Annotated in this window: 13 protein-coding genes; 7 read left to right on the top strand and 6 right to left on the bottom strand. The window is 45.9% G+C overall.

Annotated features, from left to right (window positions below; all coding sequences use genetic code 11):
- Window positions 1-235: 235 nt before the first annotated feature.
- Window positions 236-484, top strand: coding sequence for a hypothetical protein (locus tag QT992_RS30995; protein WP_333108562.1), 249 nt, complete (start codon window positions 236-238; stop codon window positions 482-484).
- A 1,296-nt stretch (window positions 485-1,780) separates the two neighbouring features.
- Here QT992_RS30995 and QT992_RS31000 read toward each other — a convergent pair.
- Together QT992_RS31000 and QT992_RS31005 are read right to left on the bottom strand one after the other, a co-directional pair.
- On the bottom strand, window positions 1,781-3,067 hold the full coding sequence (locus QT992_RS31000) for a glycoside hydrolase family protein (RefSeq protein ID WP_333378507.1): 1,287 nt from the start codon (window positions 3,065-3,067) through the stop codon (window positions 1,781-1,783).
- Window positions 3,068-3,378: 311 nt separating this feature from the next.
- Complete coding sequence (locus QT992_RS31005; RefSeq protein ID WP_333319101.1) at window positions 3,379-4,038, bottom strand: NAD(P)H-binding protein; 660 nt, start codon at window positions 4,036-4,038, stop codon at window positions 3,379-3,381.
- A gap of 117 nt (window positions 4,039-4,155) precedes the next feature.
- Between QT992_RS31005 and QT992_RS31010 the strand changes: the two genes are divergently transcribed.
- The 3 genes from QT992_RS31010 to QT992_RS31020 all read left to right on the top strand — a co-directional run bounded on the left by QT992_RS31010 (window position 4,156) and on the right by QT992_RS31020 (window position 9,706).
- Window positions 4,156-4,869 carry a DUF1997 domain-containing protein gene (locus QT992_RS31010; protein ID WP_333319103.1) on the top strand — a complete coding sequence of 238 codons (714 nt, stop codon included), beginning with the start codon at window positions 4,156-4,158 and terminating at the stop codon, window positions 4,867-4,869.
- Window positions 4,870-5,799: 930 nt separating this feature from the next.
- On the top strand, window positions 5,800-8,013 hold the full coding sequence (locus QT992_RS31015; protein WP_333319387.1) for an ATP-binding protein: 2,214 nt from the start codon (window positions 5,800-5,802) through the stop codon (window positions 8,011-8,013).
- A gap of 226 nt (window positions 8,014-8,239) precedes the next feature.
- The gene (locus tag QT992_RS31020) at window positions 8,240-9,706 is read left to right on the top strand and encodes a response regulator (RefSeq protein ID WP_333342995.1); all 1,467 of its coding nucleotides are present in this window, start codon (window positions 8,240-8,242) and stop codon (window positions 9,704-9,706) included.
- 548 nt (window positions 9,707-10,254) lie between these two features.
- Here QT992_RS31020 and hisG read toward each other — a convergent pair.
- Window positions 10,255-10,899, bottom strand: a complete 645-nt coding sequence (gene hisG, locus QT992_RS31025) for an ATP phosphoribosyltransferase (protein WP_015174599.1) — start codon at window positions 10,897-10,899, stop codon at window positions 10,255-10,257.
- A 198-nt stretch (window positions 10,900-11,097) separates the two neighbouring features.
- Here hisG and QT992_RS31030 point away from each other — a divergent pair, with 198 nt between their 5' ends.
- The 3 genes from QT992_RS31030 (at window position 11,098) to rppA (ending at window position 12,898) form a co-directional block, all read left to right on the top strand.
- Entirely contained in the window at window positions 11,098-11,355 is a 258-nt protein-coding gene (locus QT992_RS31030; RefSeq protein WP_333378510.1) for a hypothetical protein, read from the top strand.
- A gap of 153 nt (window positions 11,356-11,508) precedes the next feature.
- The gene (locus QT992_RS31035) at window positions 11,509-12,159 is read left to right on the top strand and encodes a glutathione S-transferase family protein (RefSeq protein WP_333378513.1); all 651 of its coding nucleotides are present in this window, start codon (window positions 11,509-11,511) and stop codon (window positions 12,157-12,159) included.
- Window positions 12,160-12,211: 52 nt separating this feature from the next.
- On the top strand, window positions 12,212-12,898 hold the full coding sequence (rppA, locus tag QT992_RS31040; RefSeq protein ID WP_333378517.1) for a two-component system response regulator RppA: 687 nt from the start codon (window positions 12,212-12,214) through the stop codon (window positions 12,896-12,898).
- 159 nt (window positions 12,899-13,057) lie between these two features.
- Here rppA and QT992_RS31045 read toward each other — a convergent pair whose 3' ends face one another.
- From QT992_RS31045 to QT992_RS31055, 3 genes are all read right to left on the bottom strand, one after another.
- Window positions 13,058-13,894 carry a metallophosphoesterase gene (locus QT992_RS31045; RefSeq protein ID WP_333378520.1) on the bottom strand — a complete coding sequence of 279 codons (837 nt, stop codon included), beginning with the start codon at window positions 13,892-13,894 and terminating at the stop codon, window positions 13,058-13,060.
- 520 nt (window positions 13,895-14,414) lie between these two features.
- Window positions 14,415-14,888, bottom strand: a complete 474-nt coding sequence (gene msrA, locus QT992_RS31050) for a peptide-methionine (S)-S-oxide reductase MsrA (RefSeq protein WP_333378523.1) — start codon at window positions 14,886-14,888, stop codon at window positions 14,415-14,417.
- A gap of 39 nt (window positions 14,889-14,927) precedes the next feature.
- The gene (locus QT992_RS31055) at window positions 14,928-15,890 is read right to left on the bottom strand and encodes a DNA polymerase III subunit delta' (RefSeq protein WP_333378526.1); all 963 of its coding nucleotides are present in this window, start codon (window positions 15,888-15,890) and stop codon (window positions 14,928-14,930) included.
- Window positions 15,891-15,973: the final 83 nt, after the last annotated feature.

Raw genomic sequence — 15,973 nt, forward strand, 5'->3', positions numbered from 1 at the left:
TTTTCTTGTTTTCTTGACCCTACATTAGATTCTTCTGAGTCCTTGTGTCAAGCCTAATTGAGATGCTCTTACCCTGCCACCGATCCCGATACCCACCGCCAGTAAACTCAATTTTTTTTCTACATTTTTTTCTACAATTATTTGTAAAATTTTATGTTAATCTTGCTACATTTACCCTCGAATTGTGGCATCTTAATATAAGAATCAGTTCTCACAAACACTTGGAGAGACTCCCATGAACGCCGAAGAAAAAGCTAGACAACTAATTGCACGAGAAAGGCAGCATAGCGAACACTTGCACGAATCTATGCTCAATCGTTCCTCCCACGAGCTAGAAACACATGGGGAGGGAATTGCTGAAGAAAAAGCCAGAGAATTAATGGCTCAAGAAAGGCAGCACAGCGAACACCTGCACGACTCTATGTTAAGCCGTTCTTCCCAAGAGGTAGAGGCATCGATCGCACCGGATGACACTGACAAATAAATTTTGTTAACACAAGACTTACGGACAGATACCAAGAAACCTGGTTTTTATACCATTTTTCATACCATAACAAAGGGCTGTAAAAAGGTTTTTGTATAAACAACCAGGTTTCTTAGTCCTGCAATAGTTCAGCACAGCAAAACTCTACTCAAATCGAGGAGAATTTTAGGTGCAATCAAAACAGCCCCTACTCGGTTGGCAGGCGCTATCACAAACATCCACGCGCCAAATATAGCAAGAGAAAATGCCAAGTTCTACTGCTCGCGAAAGCTTTCGAGGGATGCCAAAAGAGCTGGCAGTCCCGCTAGCGCGGCCGACACCAGAGCCTCATCTTTGTAAACTCGCGCTCGCAGAATAGGGGTACTTTTAGACGCAGAGGTGAAAGAGCCTCGCCGTTGGGAATTTCCGGTTTCTGGCGTCACGCAAAACATAGCAGTATCCTCGCAGTATTGTCAATTAATCCCTAAATATGCGCCCGTAAAATTTCTCACGGGTTGCTGTATGTTTCTATTATTACTCAGATAAATAACCGAGAGGAAACCCTGAAATAATTATTCACGATTGCTAGGGATCAACTTAAACTGCTTAACGGCTTTTATTAATTTGTTACACGGCCGGCGTTTGTTTCAGCCGATCGCCCACAGCGACACAGACACCCGCAACCAAAATCACCGATTTCACAGGAGGAACGCGGATCAATGATGCTAACTCTTAGTGCAGCAACAGTTATAAGTCAAATCAGGCCGACTGTCGAAAGCTTGCGCGACGGAGACTACCGCTACCGAGACTCCTTTGCGCTCGATCGACCTTTCAGATAAATCCAATTTCGCAAACAAGACAGATAAATCACCGGCAGCGATTCAGACAAACGCGCGGGCAAAAGTTACTGCTTCCGGGGCATCCCCCAGCACAACAACATTATTAACATCACGGTAGCGAGCGAAATTTCCCCAAAAACATCACAGAAAATCGAGTGGAAATTAGCACCTGGAAACCACATTAATTTCGACAGGTTTTATCCGCTGCAAGCAGGGTCGGGATTAGAATTGTACAAATGTTTAACAGCCTTTTTACCAAAATTGAAGTAATTATATCAAATATGGTGGATTGCACCGGATATCTGTAGGACAGGGCTTGGCCCATAGGTGTCAACTTAAGCTTTTAGTCCATCAATATTCCCGCCTACCCGTCAGTCCGCCAGGGGTTGAAACCCCTGTCGGACTGTCGGACTGTTTAACGTTAAGTTGACACCAATGGACACTGCAGTGTCCCTACCCTTCTTTGTGTTAATTTAACCTAAGAACCAGCATTTTCCAATTCTTCCCGCAGCATTTCCCGATAGACTTTCGGCAAACGAGAACTCATAGAATTGGTCTCAATTCCATATCCCAAACTCGTCCAAGTTCCCGAAAGCATCCGCAACACGTCAGTTAATCTTTCCTGCCGCAACATCTCAGAAATATCAGCTTTCCAAAACTTGAGATCGCTCAACCAAGCATAAACCACAGCATCCTGATCTTCTGGTTCAAAACTGTAATCTTCCCAGAATAAAAAATTAGCACGACGCGCCTGATAGCGCTTAGCCTTCTCCTTCCAAGTCGAAGTCAGAAATTGATACCTGCCCGCTGCCGTAGTACACTTGCCCCGATTCGGGCCATTAACAATCCTCACACACCAGTCAGGATGGCGGCTCAAATCTAATATGTATTTGCCACCGTAAACAACGTGATAAGGCCGAGAAACATTCGACTCGCTAGCAGAAATAGTACGCATCAGCGCCCGAATATAAGGATCGCCCGTTTTAATAGCCAGCGGCGGGAATTTTCCCCGCCCGCTTACCGACTGCGATAACTGCTGATTTCCCCGCAAATTAGCAACCAAAAAAACACCGCCGCCAATCACAGCGCCGATTAAAAGTATAAATCCGAGGATTTGAATTTCTGCTCGCCTCAGCAAACCTCTTTTGCGACGGCCGAATTTCTCAGCTTCCAGCAAAGTCATTTCCATTTCCGAAATTTCGGCTAATTTTCGAGCCGCCCGCATCCGGCGCACCCGAAAATCGTATTGATATAGCGGCGCGGCTACCAGCGTTAGACTCGATAAAACCCCCGCCAATTTAATCATCCAGAAATCTAATTCACCGGCTATGGCAACATTTGTCAGAGTAGATATTCCTGTTAGTAACTGAGCCGGATCGATCGATCGCGCTGGCCAATAAAAAATCGCAAGTTGCACCAACAGCGACAGATTAAAGGCAAAAAAAATCACTACAACAGCATTCAAGCCTTCTCGCAAGTGCGATCGAATACCCGTAGGCCGGCGCTTGAACTTGCGCGCCACGCGAAAGCGGCCCGGCAGCATAATTAGTAAGGGATTTAAGATTTTGACGGCGAACAAGTGACAAACAAAAAACAAAGGGAACTGAATCAGCCAAGCCGCCAGCAGTAGAGTCAGAAAGCCGATATCGTCGCTGACAAAAGGAATGCCCCTGCGAAGGACAAAACTAAAACTCTGAGCGAGAGCAAATGCCCTTAACCACGAAATCGGATAGGGGAACCAAGCTGGCCACTTGAGAGTTTTCATGCTGCGAGAACGAAATTTTAAGGGCGAATGGTAAAACTATTAAGATTTTGCCAGATTTGGCGATCGGAAAATTGTTGTAGGGTGCGTCAGCCCAAATCTTTGACCCAAATCACATCTTGCACCATTCTCGATCAGCCTTTTTTGGGCCGGCAGGATAAGCCTTTTTTGGGCCGGCAGGATGCCCGCCCCACAAGAAAATGCACTTTTTGTGGAACAGGCATCTTGCCTGTTATTGACAATGGTGCAACATCTCAGACCAAAATCAAAGTGTTTTTGGTCTGAGGCACCGAACCCAAGCGAGACTAATTCAATCAAATCACACTGGCAAACAACTCCTCAAAACTCTTTTGCGGAGCCTCCGACTTCGCCACAATTTCCACAACCTTGTTGCGAGAAGTCGGCTGAAACAGCGCCTCCACGCACACTTGGGCTACCTTGGTGCGGGGAATGCTGCTTTCAAACATTTTGTCGGCACCAGTCATGACGATCGCATCTGAATTATCCTCATTTTTGAGACCGCCGGGACGGACGATCGTATAAGTCAAGCCGCTTTTTTGCAAATACTCCTCGGCTTGCTTTTTCCAAACCAAAATCAGCCAAAACAAATTCAGCGGGTGAAAAAACTGAGAAACGCACAGAGAAGTCACGAGCACAAAATGCTCAATGCCCTTAGCCTTAGCTGCATCCACCAAATTTTTAGTACCTTCAAAATCCACCTTGTAAGGCGCTGTCGGGTCAAAACCAGGGGCCGCCCCTGTCGCGCACAGCAATACCGTACTATCGCCGATGGCATCGCCCAGAGAAGTCGCATTTAATACATCCCCAGTCACTAACTCTACCTCCGGTGGTAAAATTTGCCTAGCTGTCTCTAGATTTCGGACTAAAGCGCGCACGGGAATACCTCGCTTGACCAATTCTGCGACGATGCGGCGGCCAGTCTGACCTGTGGCTCCTGCTACAAATGCTTTCATATGTCGAGTTATGCTGAACTAGGGTAAGTTTTGTTGCTATCAATTTCTCAATTGTAGGGAGGAAACTCCCTTAACACATCCCCAACCCGACCGGTGCGTATTACAGGAGAGTATAGAATGAAGCAAGATTCCGCTGAATATCAAACTTTTGAAGCTTCTGACGAAAATTACTACCCAGATGCGAGTGTCCAACAGCCCGAAAGTGGAAGCGCGGATGCACCAGAGGAAGTTGAGCCGATTTGGTTTCACACGCATTTTGAAGACAGCATGGAGATGTACGCCGATGCGGAGACGGTGGCGAAGCATTTGAACAACCACAAGAGTTGGTTTTGCCATTGCGCTTCGCCGATGAAGGCCGAGCCGATCGGCGAAAACGGCTATGATTTATTAATCGGGCGTTTTGGGGCTTTTGGCTACCGTGTTGAAGCGAGAATTGGTTTAGAGTTGCTGCCGCCGGATGCTGAAGGCTGTTATTTGATTAAGACTATTCCGGTTCCGAATTATACCTCGCCTGGGTATGAAGTGGATTTTCGATCGGCAATGAAGCTAGGGGAGATACCGTCTCAGGAGTTTGCCGCCGATTGGCCGAGCTCGGAACGTGCTAAGCTGCCGCCTGTGATTACCATTACTACCTGGAAGCTGGATTTGGCTGTGGGGGTTTGCTTTCCCAAGTTTATTCGATCGATGTCTCAACCTTTAATTGAAAAAACCGGCGATGCGCTTTTGGAAAAAATCATCAAACAAGTTAACCGGCGCTTGACTTATAAAACTCAGGTTGTTTTTCACGAAAGTTTGGGCATTCCTTTTCCGAAAAATCCTAAGAAACATTAACCAGACTTGGGTTCTAACTCACATTTGTAGGGTGTGCACTGCACACCTTACTCATAAGTGCGATCGTCATAACTCATACCATTTTAGATTTTAGACTTCGGCGCGATCGCTCATATCGTTTCCGGTATAGCAATCCTAAATCATTTGCATAATTATTGTAGGGGCAATCCGACCCCTACTCCCCGTGGTTGCCCGATAGATAGGGGGTAGGCACGGGGAGTAGGGGTAGCACTACCCCTACAAATTTATCTGAATCATTTAGGATTGCTATAGCATCGGAAACGATATGACAACTGACTGTTTGGACATTTGAACAATACCGATGCCACCAAAAATGATAGGGAGCATCTCAGTTTTGCATTTACAGTGCGAGCGTCCCCGCTCGCGTATTGTACAATACGCGAGCGGGGACGCTCGCACTACAATAAAAAAAATGCTTTTTACAAAACTGAGATGCTCCCAAATGATATCACTTCGTTCGCGTGCTTAAAGCGCACCTTACCCGTCTTTTATTGAACGCAACATTTGCTTGACCAGTTAATCGAAATAACCAAGTTATTGCTAATACAATTTAAGGGTAAGGTCGTTATTGCATTTTGAGATATGATATTTTATTATCACCCAAATTAGTTTTTTTTATGGGTAAATTTAGCACAGGGTTGGACACAAGAGTTTCAAGTCAGATGCCATCAAGTTCGACAGCATTATTATTAAAAGATTCTCTTTCTGTTATAATTATTACCCTCCTTATTACCTGATGATTAAGCAGTGTAGCCGATGCAGTTTAAAGGTAGCTCCGATCGCCCTCGGAAACCAGCAAGTGTCTCAGATCACAAGGCAGATCGATCGCCCTCACTGCCCAAAAACGTAAAATTATGTAACATTAAGTAAAGAGTTATCAAAGAACTCTTGCCATATCCGTAGAAAGTTATGACAACAAAACTAAGAACTACACACACAGAGAAAATGGAGAGAGACTTGCACCAGTTGAGGGCAGACCAAGAACTGATTCTCAATCAAGTAGACAATGCGATCGCTCTGTTCGACTCGTCTGAGTGCTTAGTTTTGTTTAACAAAAAATTGGCCGGAATCTGGCAACTGTCCCCAGAATGGCTGGAAACAAAACCGAAGTGCCACTTGCTGTTTGCGGAAATTGTCGATCGGGGTTACTTGTCCCTTCAGCAGTGGCAAGAGTTTCAGCAAGCACTCGAAAAATCTCAGAATGAAAGTTTATCATTTTATTTCGAGCAATCCAATGCGGTTTGTTTGGAGGTGTGCGCCACGATTACCAACAGCGGCGGACGGCTGTTTACCTTTAGAGACGTTACGGTATACCGAAACTCCCAAGCTAGCTTGAACGCAGAAGTCAGGCGTCTGAGCTTTCTTTTAGGTTTAACCGAACGCCTGCAAAAATCTGACAGTTTGCAAGAAATAGGTCAGTTTGCCCTCACCTATTTAGTAGAGGCAATGAATGCAGCTTTCGGAGATGTCAAGGTAATTAACGGCAAGGGAAACGATCGCCAAGCGTCGGGGATTTGCAACCAAGTTTCTAGTCAATTTTTGGCTACTTACGGGGAACCAGTAGTCGCAGGAATGCAAGAATTGCTCGACCAAGGCATTCCCTACGGCATCGGTTTGCTGTGGGAAGTGGTGAAAACTGGTAAACCTTTGCTTGTCGAGGATTATGGCCAACATCCCAATGCCGTGCCGGAATTTCGGCATCCGGGAATCGGACAACTGGGTATTTTTCCGATCGCAGCTACCAACGGCACGATCATCGGAGTGCTGACGCTGGAGTCCCGCAACATCAAAAAACTGCAAGCCGCCGTCCACCAAGAAGTGCTGGAGGCTGCTTGCCGGACTCTGGGGGCGGCGATCGAGCGGGCTCAAACACAAGAGAACCTGCGCCAAGTTAACGAAGAATTAGAGTATTCTTCTCAGTTGAAATCTGAGTTTTTAGCCTCAATGTCCCACGAATTGCGGACGCCTCTCAACAGCATTCTCGGCTTTTCTGACTTGCTGCTGCGACAAACTGCCGGACAGTTGAGCGATCGACAAATCAACTATGTAGAACTGATCGAAAAAAGCGGCCAGCACTTGTTGCAGCTAATCAACGATATTCTCGATCTTTCTAAAATTGAAGCGGGGAAAGTAGAACTAAACTTACAGCCGGTTCGCGTTCAAGAACTCGCCACAGACTGTATGAAAATGATGCAGCCACGGGCAGACAAAAAGCGAATCGGTTTGTCTTTAGAACTCGACTACCGTATTACTAAAGTTTTCCTCGACGAAAGGCGAGTGCGACAAATTGTGATTAATTTACTTTCCAATGCCATCAAATTTACCCCCGAACAGGGACAAGTTAAACTCAGCGGGCGTCTGGCCTACGGCAGTGAAATAGACGGCGACTACCGACCGGATTGTTCTCCTGTAAATGCCAGCACTCCTTATTTTTGTTTTGAGGTGAAAGACTCCGGCATCGGCATTCCTCAAGACCGCTGGCACTTGCTATTTCGACCTTTTCAACAGGTGGATTCTTCCCTGACTCGGCGGCACGAAGGTACAGGTTTGGGTTTGGCTTTGACTAAGCGTCTGGCAGAATTGCACGGGGGAACAGTTTCTTTTCAATCTGTTTGCGATCGGGGAAGTCTTTTCCGCGTTTGGCTGCCTTTGACGGAGATGCGTCAACAGTTGGGAAACTTTGCTTCTTGTGCTTTGGATACCAAGTTAGTGCCTGCTTCTGCGATTGCTTTACCAATTGGCAGGAAGCGGATTTTGGTTGTCGAAGACCAGCCTTTTAACCAAATGTTAATTTCTGAGGTGATGGAATTGGAGGGGTACGGGGTAGAGATACTCGCGGATGGGAAGGCGATGGCCGATCGTATTCTCGCCGCCTCAGCAGCCCCGGAGTTGCTGCCGCATTTGATTTTGATGGACATTCAGTTGCCGGATGTTGACGGCTTTGAGTTGATGCGCCGAGTTAAAGCAGATCCTGTCTGGGATTCGGTACCGATGATTGCGGTGACGGCGATGGCGATGCCCGGTGACAGCGATCGATGTTTGGAAGCTGGCGCTTCTGCTTATTTGAGCAAGCCACTGGATTTGAATTTGACGATCGCTACTGTCCGTTCTTTTCTGGGCTAACAATAATTATTTGCAGTTCCAGCACTGCAATTTATGATAATTGATAACAACAAAGGTTAAACTCAATAGTAGATAAATATCTAGATGACTTGCCCGCACTTGCCTCCCAAAGCCTGTTCCTACGAAAAATATCGAGTTTAGTAAGGAGAAATATACCAATCAACCAGTTTTCGAGCTTCCTCACGCGCAACTTCCGAGCTAAATTCGATATATTATATCATATTCCATGTCAAACAAGTCGCCCTGCATCATGTTGGTTGATGACGAGCCAGCTAATCTGACTTTACTGGAAGAGTTATTGCACCTCAAAGGATACGCTACAGTATCAGCGCTATCTGGCCATGAAGCGCTCTCGCTTGCCCGCGCCTCTCGACCCGATTTAATTTTACTAGATATTATGATGCCGGAGATGGACGGTTTTGATGTGTGCGAGATCCTGCGGAAGGATACGGCCTTGCAAACGGTACCGGTGATTTTTTTAACTGCCCTCAATGACGATATGTCTCGCATCAAAGGGTTAGAAATGATGGCCGATGATTATTTGACAAAGCCTTTTAACAGTCGTTTATTGCTGGCAAAAGTTGAAAATATTTTGCAGTTGAGTCAAATGCGAGCGCAAGCTGTATCTTCCCAATTCAACCAGCAGGTAAAAGAGCAAAGCAAACGCCAAATCGCCGCAGCTTGGGAAGCCAACGAATATCTTTCAGAAAAATTTCAGCTATTTGTGCCAGAGCAACTTCTGGGACGAATTGCACCGCAAGGAATAGAATCTATTCAGTTGGGCAATGTCACAGAAGAAGAGCTGACTGTTTTATTTTGCGACATTCGCGGGTTTACTGCGATCGCGGAATCTCAACAAGCTCGCGAGACTTTTGAATGGTTGAACGCTTTTTTTACTAAAATGAACGAGTGCATCACGTCTCACGGCGGGTTTATTGACAAATACCTAGGCGATGCAATCATGGCAGTATTTGACCAGCAAAATTCTCACGCGATGAATGCGATCGAAGCCGCAGTAGCAATGCAAGAAACCTTGCAAGAATTTAATGCCAGTCGCCACCAATACAATTTAGAATCTCCCGTCAATATTGGTACGGGAATTAACACAGGTATCGGCATGATCGGCACTTTAGGTTCCGATCGCCGCATGGACTCTACAGTCATCGGCGATGTGGTAAATACAGCTTCTCGGTTAGAAAATTTAACTAAAATATACGGCTGCCAAATTATTGTTAGCGAAAATGCCATTGTTCATGCGAGAGAATTTCTAAATGGCATAAGTCTCAACTCAAACTCTAAAGAAAGTCTATTATTAAAGTGCGACTTAGAAGTGGAAACACAGGAGAGTATGATTTCTGCTTCTGGGGCGACTGCTGCTGACAGCCATTTGCCCCGCAACAATTATTACTATCGCTGGATCGATCGAGTAACCCCGCGCGGCAAGCAGGAAGCTATTGAAATCTACGAAATCTGGAGCGCCTCCTGTCCCGACTCTGAGGCAAAGCAGCTTACCCAGGGTTTATTTGACAAAGGAATTCAAGGATGGCAATCCGAAAGATTTGTCGCCGCCTTGGGATATTTTCAGCAACTAATCGAACAAAACCCGGCTGATACAGTCGTCAGTTTTTATATCAACCGCTGCCAGGAAAAACTAGGTTTTATACCTGTAAGTAACTGCTCAGAAATCAACTAAATAGAACCAGTTCGTACTGAGGATTTCACTCCTATTTTTTACCGCCAATAATGACTAAAGTCCTGGCTACCAACCTATACCAATTCTGAAAAGTAGGCTAGCATCTGTAGGGGCACGGCAATGCAGTGTCCGGCGCAGGGAGTAGGACACGACATTGCCGTTTAGGAATGAGAATTAAATAACTTACAATGCGTGATGGTTCTTGTGGGATGGGCGTCCCGCCCGTCCAGAAAGGGCGGGCGGGACGCCCATCCCCTACTCCCCACAAACTTGTGTAAATTATTTAATTCGCGATCCTTAGTGTCAACTTAACGTACAACTAATAGTCCGGCAGGGGTTGAAACAAGAACCTCAAAGCTAAAGTCCTCTTGCATAGGACTAATGAGTTCTTCAGTCCTCTTTGAGAGGACTTTAGCTATAAGCCCCGTGGAATTCATTCCCTGGCGGACAGAAGGACTGCGCCGACTGACAGCTTAAGTTGATGCCAATGGGCAATGCCGTTTCTCTACTTATCTACTAACCAATCAAAGCACTCTAATTGTAGACTATCAAACAGCCGTCAAAACTTGCTCTCTCAACTTCCCGATCAACTCATTCACCCCCCCCGCATTCAAACGGTAACTCAGAGGATGACCGATCAAATAAGCTGAACTTTCAAACAAAACATCAATTTCCACCAAACCATTTTCCCGCAAAGTTTTGCCAGTCGAAACCAAATCCACAATGGCCTCCGACATACCCGTAATCGGCCCCAATTCCACAGAACCGTAAAGCGGCACAATTTCCACCGGCAAATTTAAATTGTGAAAATATTCCCTTGCACAGTGTACGAACTTAGAAGCAACTCTACCGTGAGGAGGCAAATCCACAGTTCGTCGATAAGAACTAGATTCCTTCACCGCCACCGACAGCCGACACTTGCCAAATTTTAAATCAATTAAATTGGCAACTTTCGGCTTTTTTTCCCGCAAAACATCATAGCCAGCAATCCCCAAATCCGCTTGACCGTATTCCACATAAACCGGCACGTCGTGCGTCCTTACTAGCAAAGCTTTGGCAGTGCCGGTCGGGTCATAAATTTGAAGTTGTCGGTTAGAGGAATCGAGAAAAGCACTGAAGTCTAATCCAACCGATTTAAACAGCCGAATGCTATCTCCTAACAGTCCGCCTTTGGGAAGTGCAACAGTAATCATGTCAATTTTTAGAGTGTAAATTTCTAAATTTTAGAAGGGGGCGATCGCGGCCTAAGCAGAAACAGCTTTTACCAAACTCAGAATAACACATAGAGTTCATAGCGAAACATAAATTTCGGGTATTGCTAGATCGTTTGTTTGGGTATATATTATATTTAGTAAGTTTTTATTTCGTCACGTTTTTCAAGGGCGGTCGGTATGGAAAACAATCAAGAATTTGACGGAAATTTTCACAGTGTAGACCCGGATTCCCTGAAAAAGATTACAGTAGATGAAATCCTCTCAGGCGGTGGTGTAGAGAGGGAGGAAATGGACTATACAGTAGCTGTACCTAGCGCTAACCAGGCCAGGGTTCCCAGGGACAGAGGCTTCTCGCTCCATGTGGAATCAAGCGTGTTCGATCGCGCCCCCCGATCGAAGTTTGCAGAAAAACGCGGAACGCTGGGAGGCTGTTAATGTAAAATTCTTGCAGAGGCTGGTGCAGACAACGCGGCGATCCTCTTCGAGGGCTTCGCTAACGTGCGATAGCCATTGTGTGTCACGCCTTTGTGTATTCAACTCTAAAACTTAAACTTTAACGGACGATCGCAAATAGCTGACAGCTAAACTATGACCGAATTGACACTTGTTATTGGCAACAAAAATTATTCCTCTTGGTCGCTGCGTCCTTGGCTGGCGATGAAACAAGCTAAACTTGAATTTGCCGAGGTCAGAATCCCCTTAGACTGGCCTACAACCCATGAGGAAATTCGGCGCTATTCTCCATCGGGAAAAGTACCAGTTTTAATCGACGGCGACCTGAAAGTGTGGGAATCTTTAGCAATTTGCGAATACGTTGCAGAACGCTTTGCTAATGATTTGTGGCCGGCCGATGTAGCGGAACGGGCGATCGCCCGTTCCATCTGTGCCGAAATGCACGCAGGCTTCCTAAATTTGCGCGCAAATATGCCGATGGACTGCCGCAACCGCTATCCGGGAGAAGGGAGGACTCCCGGTGTAGAAGCAGAGATCGATCGCATCTTTGCCATTTGGCGCGAATGCCGACAAAAATTCGGGACAGGCGGCGATATGCTGTTCGGAAAATTCACAGTTGTTGACGCTATGTTTGCCCCAGTTGTGATGCGTTTTGTCACCTACGAAGTCAAATTAGATTCAGAAGCAAAAGCTTATGCTGATGCACTTTTGGCACTGCCTGCCATCCAGGAATGGGTAGCAGCAGCTTGCAGCGAATCGGAAAGTATTCCACACATTAAAATCTAGCAAAAATCAGTTTACTTAACCTCAAATCTCAAATCTCAAATTTGAAATCAGGATGCGGATTCTTTTAGTTGATGATGAAGTTGAGTTGACTGACCCTTTGAGTCGAGTTTTAAGCCGCGAAGGTTATACAGTTGATGTGGCATTTGACGGAGCAAGTGGCAGCAATTTAGCCATGCAGGGTAATTACGATTTGCTAATTTTGGATTGGATGCTGCCGAGACAAACCGGACTGGCAATTTGCCAGAAGTTGCGATCGCAAGGACGGAATACGCCAGTGCTATTTCTCACCGCCAAAGATACCGTAGACGATCGCGTACAAGGACTCGACGCCGGTGCAGACGACTATTTAGTCAAACCTTTTGAACTGCGAGAACTCCTAGCCAGAGTCCGCGCCTTGCTGCGGCGGCCTCCTACTTTTGATGCCGAGGTTGCTGTCGGGCGGCTGCAAGTTGCAGATTTACAGCTAGACTACGACAATCAATTAGCTTATCGGGGCGATCGTACAATTGACTTATCAGAAAAAGAATGCCAGTTATTAGAATACTTAATGCGCCATACCGGTCAATTGCTAACACACGAACAAATCCACCAATATTTGTGGAGTGAAGCAGAAAAACCCAGCAGCAATGTATTAGCCGCTCAAATTCGCCTGCTGCGCCGCAAAATAGAAGCCGCGGGCGAATCTGTCCTAATTCACACAGTCTACGGCAGAGGCTATCGCTTTGGAGAAGCAAATTAAAAATAATAGACATTGTACAAAAATCCTTTTCACTTCTTCCCTCTTCCTTCTTCCCTCTTCCTTCTTCCCTCTTCCTTCTTCCCTCTTCCTTCTTCCTTCTTCCTTCTTCCTTCGGCTATATTATCTATTATCGGGAAAGTGTGCACCCTAAACCAGCCTTTACGTATCTTGAGAAACCAAAGTAATTACTGTCACCTCCGGGGGACAAAACAGCCTTCCCGGCGAATAAGTTCCCAAACCGCGATTCACGTACAGCAAATTACTCCCAACCCGATGCAAACCGCTAGCCCATTCCCAGTGAGTAACTACTCGATCGCAACCCGACAGCAAAGGAATGAACTTTCGGATGCGTTTAGGAATAAAATAGCCAATTTTTCGGACCCAAGCGTACAAAGGCCCGATACCGGGAATAACGATTTGACCGCCGTGAGTGTGCCCAGACAACTGCAAATCAATCCGCCAATTTTGCAGCTTTTCAGCAGTATCAGGATTGTGAGACAAGACAATCCGAGAAATCGCGGGATTTATTGATGCCATTACAGGTTTAGGCGCAAAATCGCCCGACCAAAAATCGGCCAGCCCAACTAAAGCCAATTCTGACCCCAAAGGATAGATTGCTTCGTTGTACAAAACCCGAATCCCGACGCTATTTAAAGCATTAGCAACCTCTGTTTTTGCCCTCGGCCAATAGTGGTCGTGATTGCCCAAAACCGCGTAAATTCCCACTCGACTTTGCAAGTTTTTCAATCGCTGCACTAAGTCGTAAATAGGTGCGGGATCGTAGGTAATAAAGTCACCAGTTAAAAAAATCAGGTCTGGTTCAGCTTCATTGGCCGCAGCAATTGCCTCTTCTAGCAACCATTCCGACAGCCGCACCCCGTCATAGTGAAAGTCCGTAAGCTGTACAATTTTAGTACCGGATAGATTTGCTGGAAGATTAGCGATTGGTATTGTTAAATACTCTATTCGCAGTTTCCCAGTTAATAACCTGTGCATAAATCTAAAGTTTATTGATGACAAAGCGCCACCTCTAGCTTAGCAAATAAACAAGCAAGACTGCCAAACAAGATATTCTTCCCTCCGGGACGCAAAAACTGGGATTACTGAGGAAAATAAAAACAGAAATGCCCTATCTTTATTTAGGCTTTATTGCAAAATTGTTTGGGTCTTACGGGCCCAACTAATACAGCATTTTTATAAAATTATGACTTGCGTAACAACCTGTTTAAAACGCTATCAATCCTCTTCAGACTGGCATTCCCCGCCCCGCCTCTATATTCTTTTAGCAATTTTCAAAGCTGAGACTTGCACCGCATCCCCATCGCATCGGCTTACCACGCGGGGATTGCCCATACCAAACACTATCTCATCACTAATGATTTATTACTAAGTAGGTGGAAATAAACATGACTTGGAGGATGCCTGGTTTTGCATTAATAATAAACTAGCCGCTAGTATAGATCATTGCCTTACCCACGCCTAATATTTTTTATTTTTGGTCGCGTCTGCCTACTTTTTAACTAATCACTTTTGACGAATGCCGCTTCTTCTCAATATATTGCTGGTGGTAATCCTCGGCCATATAAAATTCACCAGCAGGTTTGATTTCGGTGGCAATATCTTTGTCGTATTTACCGGAAATTTGCAATTTTTGTTTGGATGCGCGAGCGGCTTTTTCTTGTTCGGAATTGTGATAAAAAATCACCGACCTGTACTGTTCGCCTCTGTCGGGGCCTTGGCGATTGATTTGGGTAGGATCGTGACAGTTCCAGAATACATCTAGCAGTGCTTCGTAACTCACCTGCGATCGATCGTACTCTACCAGCACTGATTCAGCGTGACCGGTGACTCTGGCGCAAACATCGAGGTAGCAGGGGTTCGGCCAGTGGCCTCCCGTGTAGCCCGCAGCAGTCGAGACGACACCCCCAACGGCGCGAAACTTGTGTTCAACTCCCCAAAAACAACCGGCGGCAAATGTGGCTTTTTCCATCGTGTTACTCATCGTATTGGGTTCAAACTTGGCAATAAATTATGCTTGACATATTCCCATTAGTGTGCATTCCCAAACTAATCGCGGCTGTACGTAGTTTAGCAAATATTGTCGCGCTTTTTCCAAGGGCTCTAAGGGCGATCGACTAATTCGCCCTGCCAAAAATTGCTGCCAGTAACAGTGCTGTAAATAATCGATTAACCACAACTGAGATTCAGTATCTAAAGTTTTATCAATTTCCTTAGCCAATTCCAAAGCAGACCGCAGATTTTGAGGCAACTGCTTCACCTTTTGCAGCAAATCATCGGGTATTGATTGCAGTTGCTGCCAAATAGAAATTGCCTCCCCAGGACTGCCCTGAGCCATCCCCAGTACCTCGGAATGATCCAATATCTCCGCGAATCCCGCTTGCTGCAAAACTTGTGCCATTGCTTCGGGATTCAGCCGTGAAAACTGGACTTTTTGACAACGGGAAATCAAAGTTGGCAGCAAAAGTTCCACTGTTGGAGCAATTAAGATGAGCGCTGCTTTTCCCGGTTCTTCCAAGGTCTTCAACAAGCCGTTAGCTGCTCCCTCACCCATTGTTTCTGCTTGTTCCAACACTACGACTGAACGCGCAGCTTCTAGCGGCGGTCTGCTGAGAAAATCACCGATTTCTCGAACTTGTTCTAAGCGAATTTGTGGTGGTGCTTTCCGCTTTAAACCGGCTTCCTCTGCTTCCTTTGGCGTAAGCCGTTTGCCTTGGTTCATGTAAGTTGGTTCTACCCAGAGTAAGTCTGGATGATTTCGCTGCTTCACGCGATTTTGCACGGAGGCTATTAGTCGAGTTTCGGGAATATTTGCTGAGAATAAAAGCTCGATGAAACACTGAGCAGCTAAACTTTTGCCGATGCCGTTAGAGCCGACAAATAAATAACCAGGAGCAATTCGGTTTCGCTCGACTGCTTGAGTTAGCAATTCTACTGATCGCTCTTGTCCGATTAATGATGTAAAATAATTCATGTTTGCTCAGGAAGAAGGAAGAAGGAAGAAGGAAGAAGGAAGAAGGAAGAAGGAAGAAGGAAGAAGGAAGAAGGAAGAAGGAA

Source organism: Microcoleus sp. T3_D1 (assembly GCF_036700405.1).
Classification (GTDB): Bacteria; Cyanobacteriota; Cyanobacteriia; order Cyanobacteriales; family Microcoleaceae; genus Microcoleus.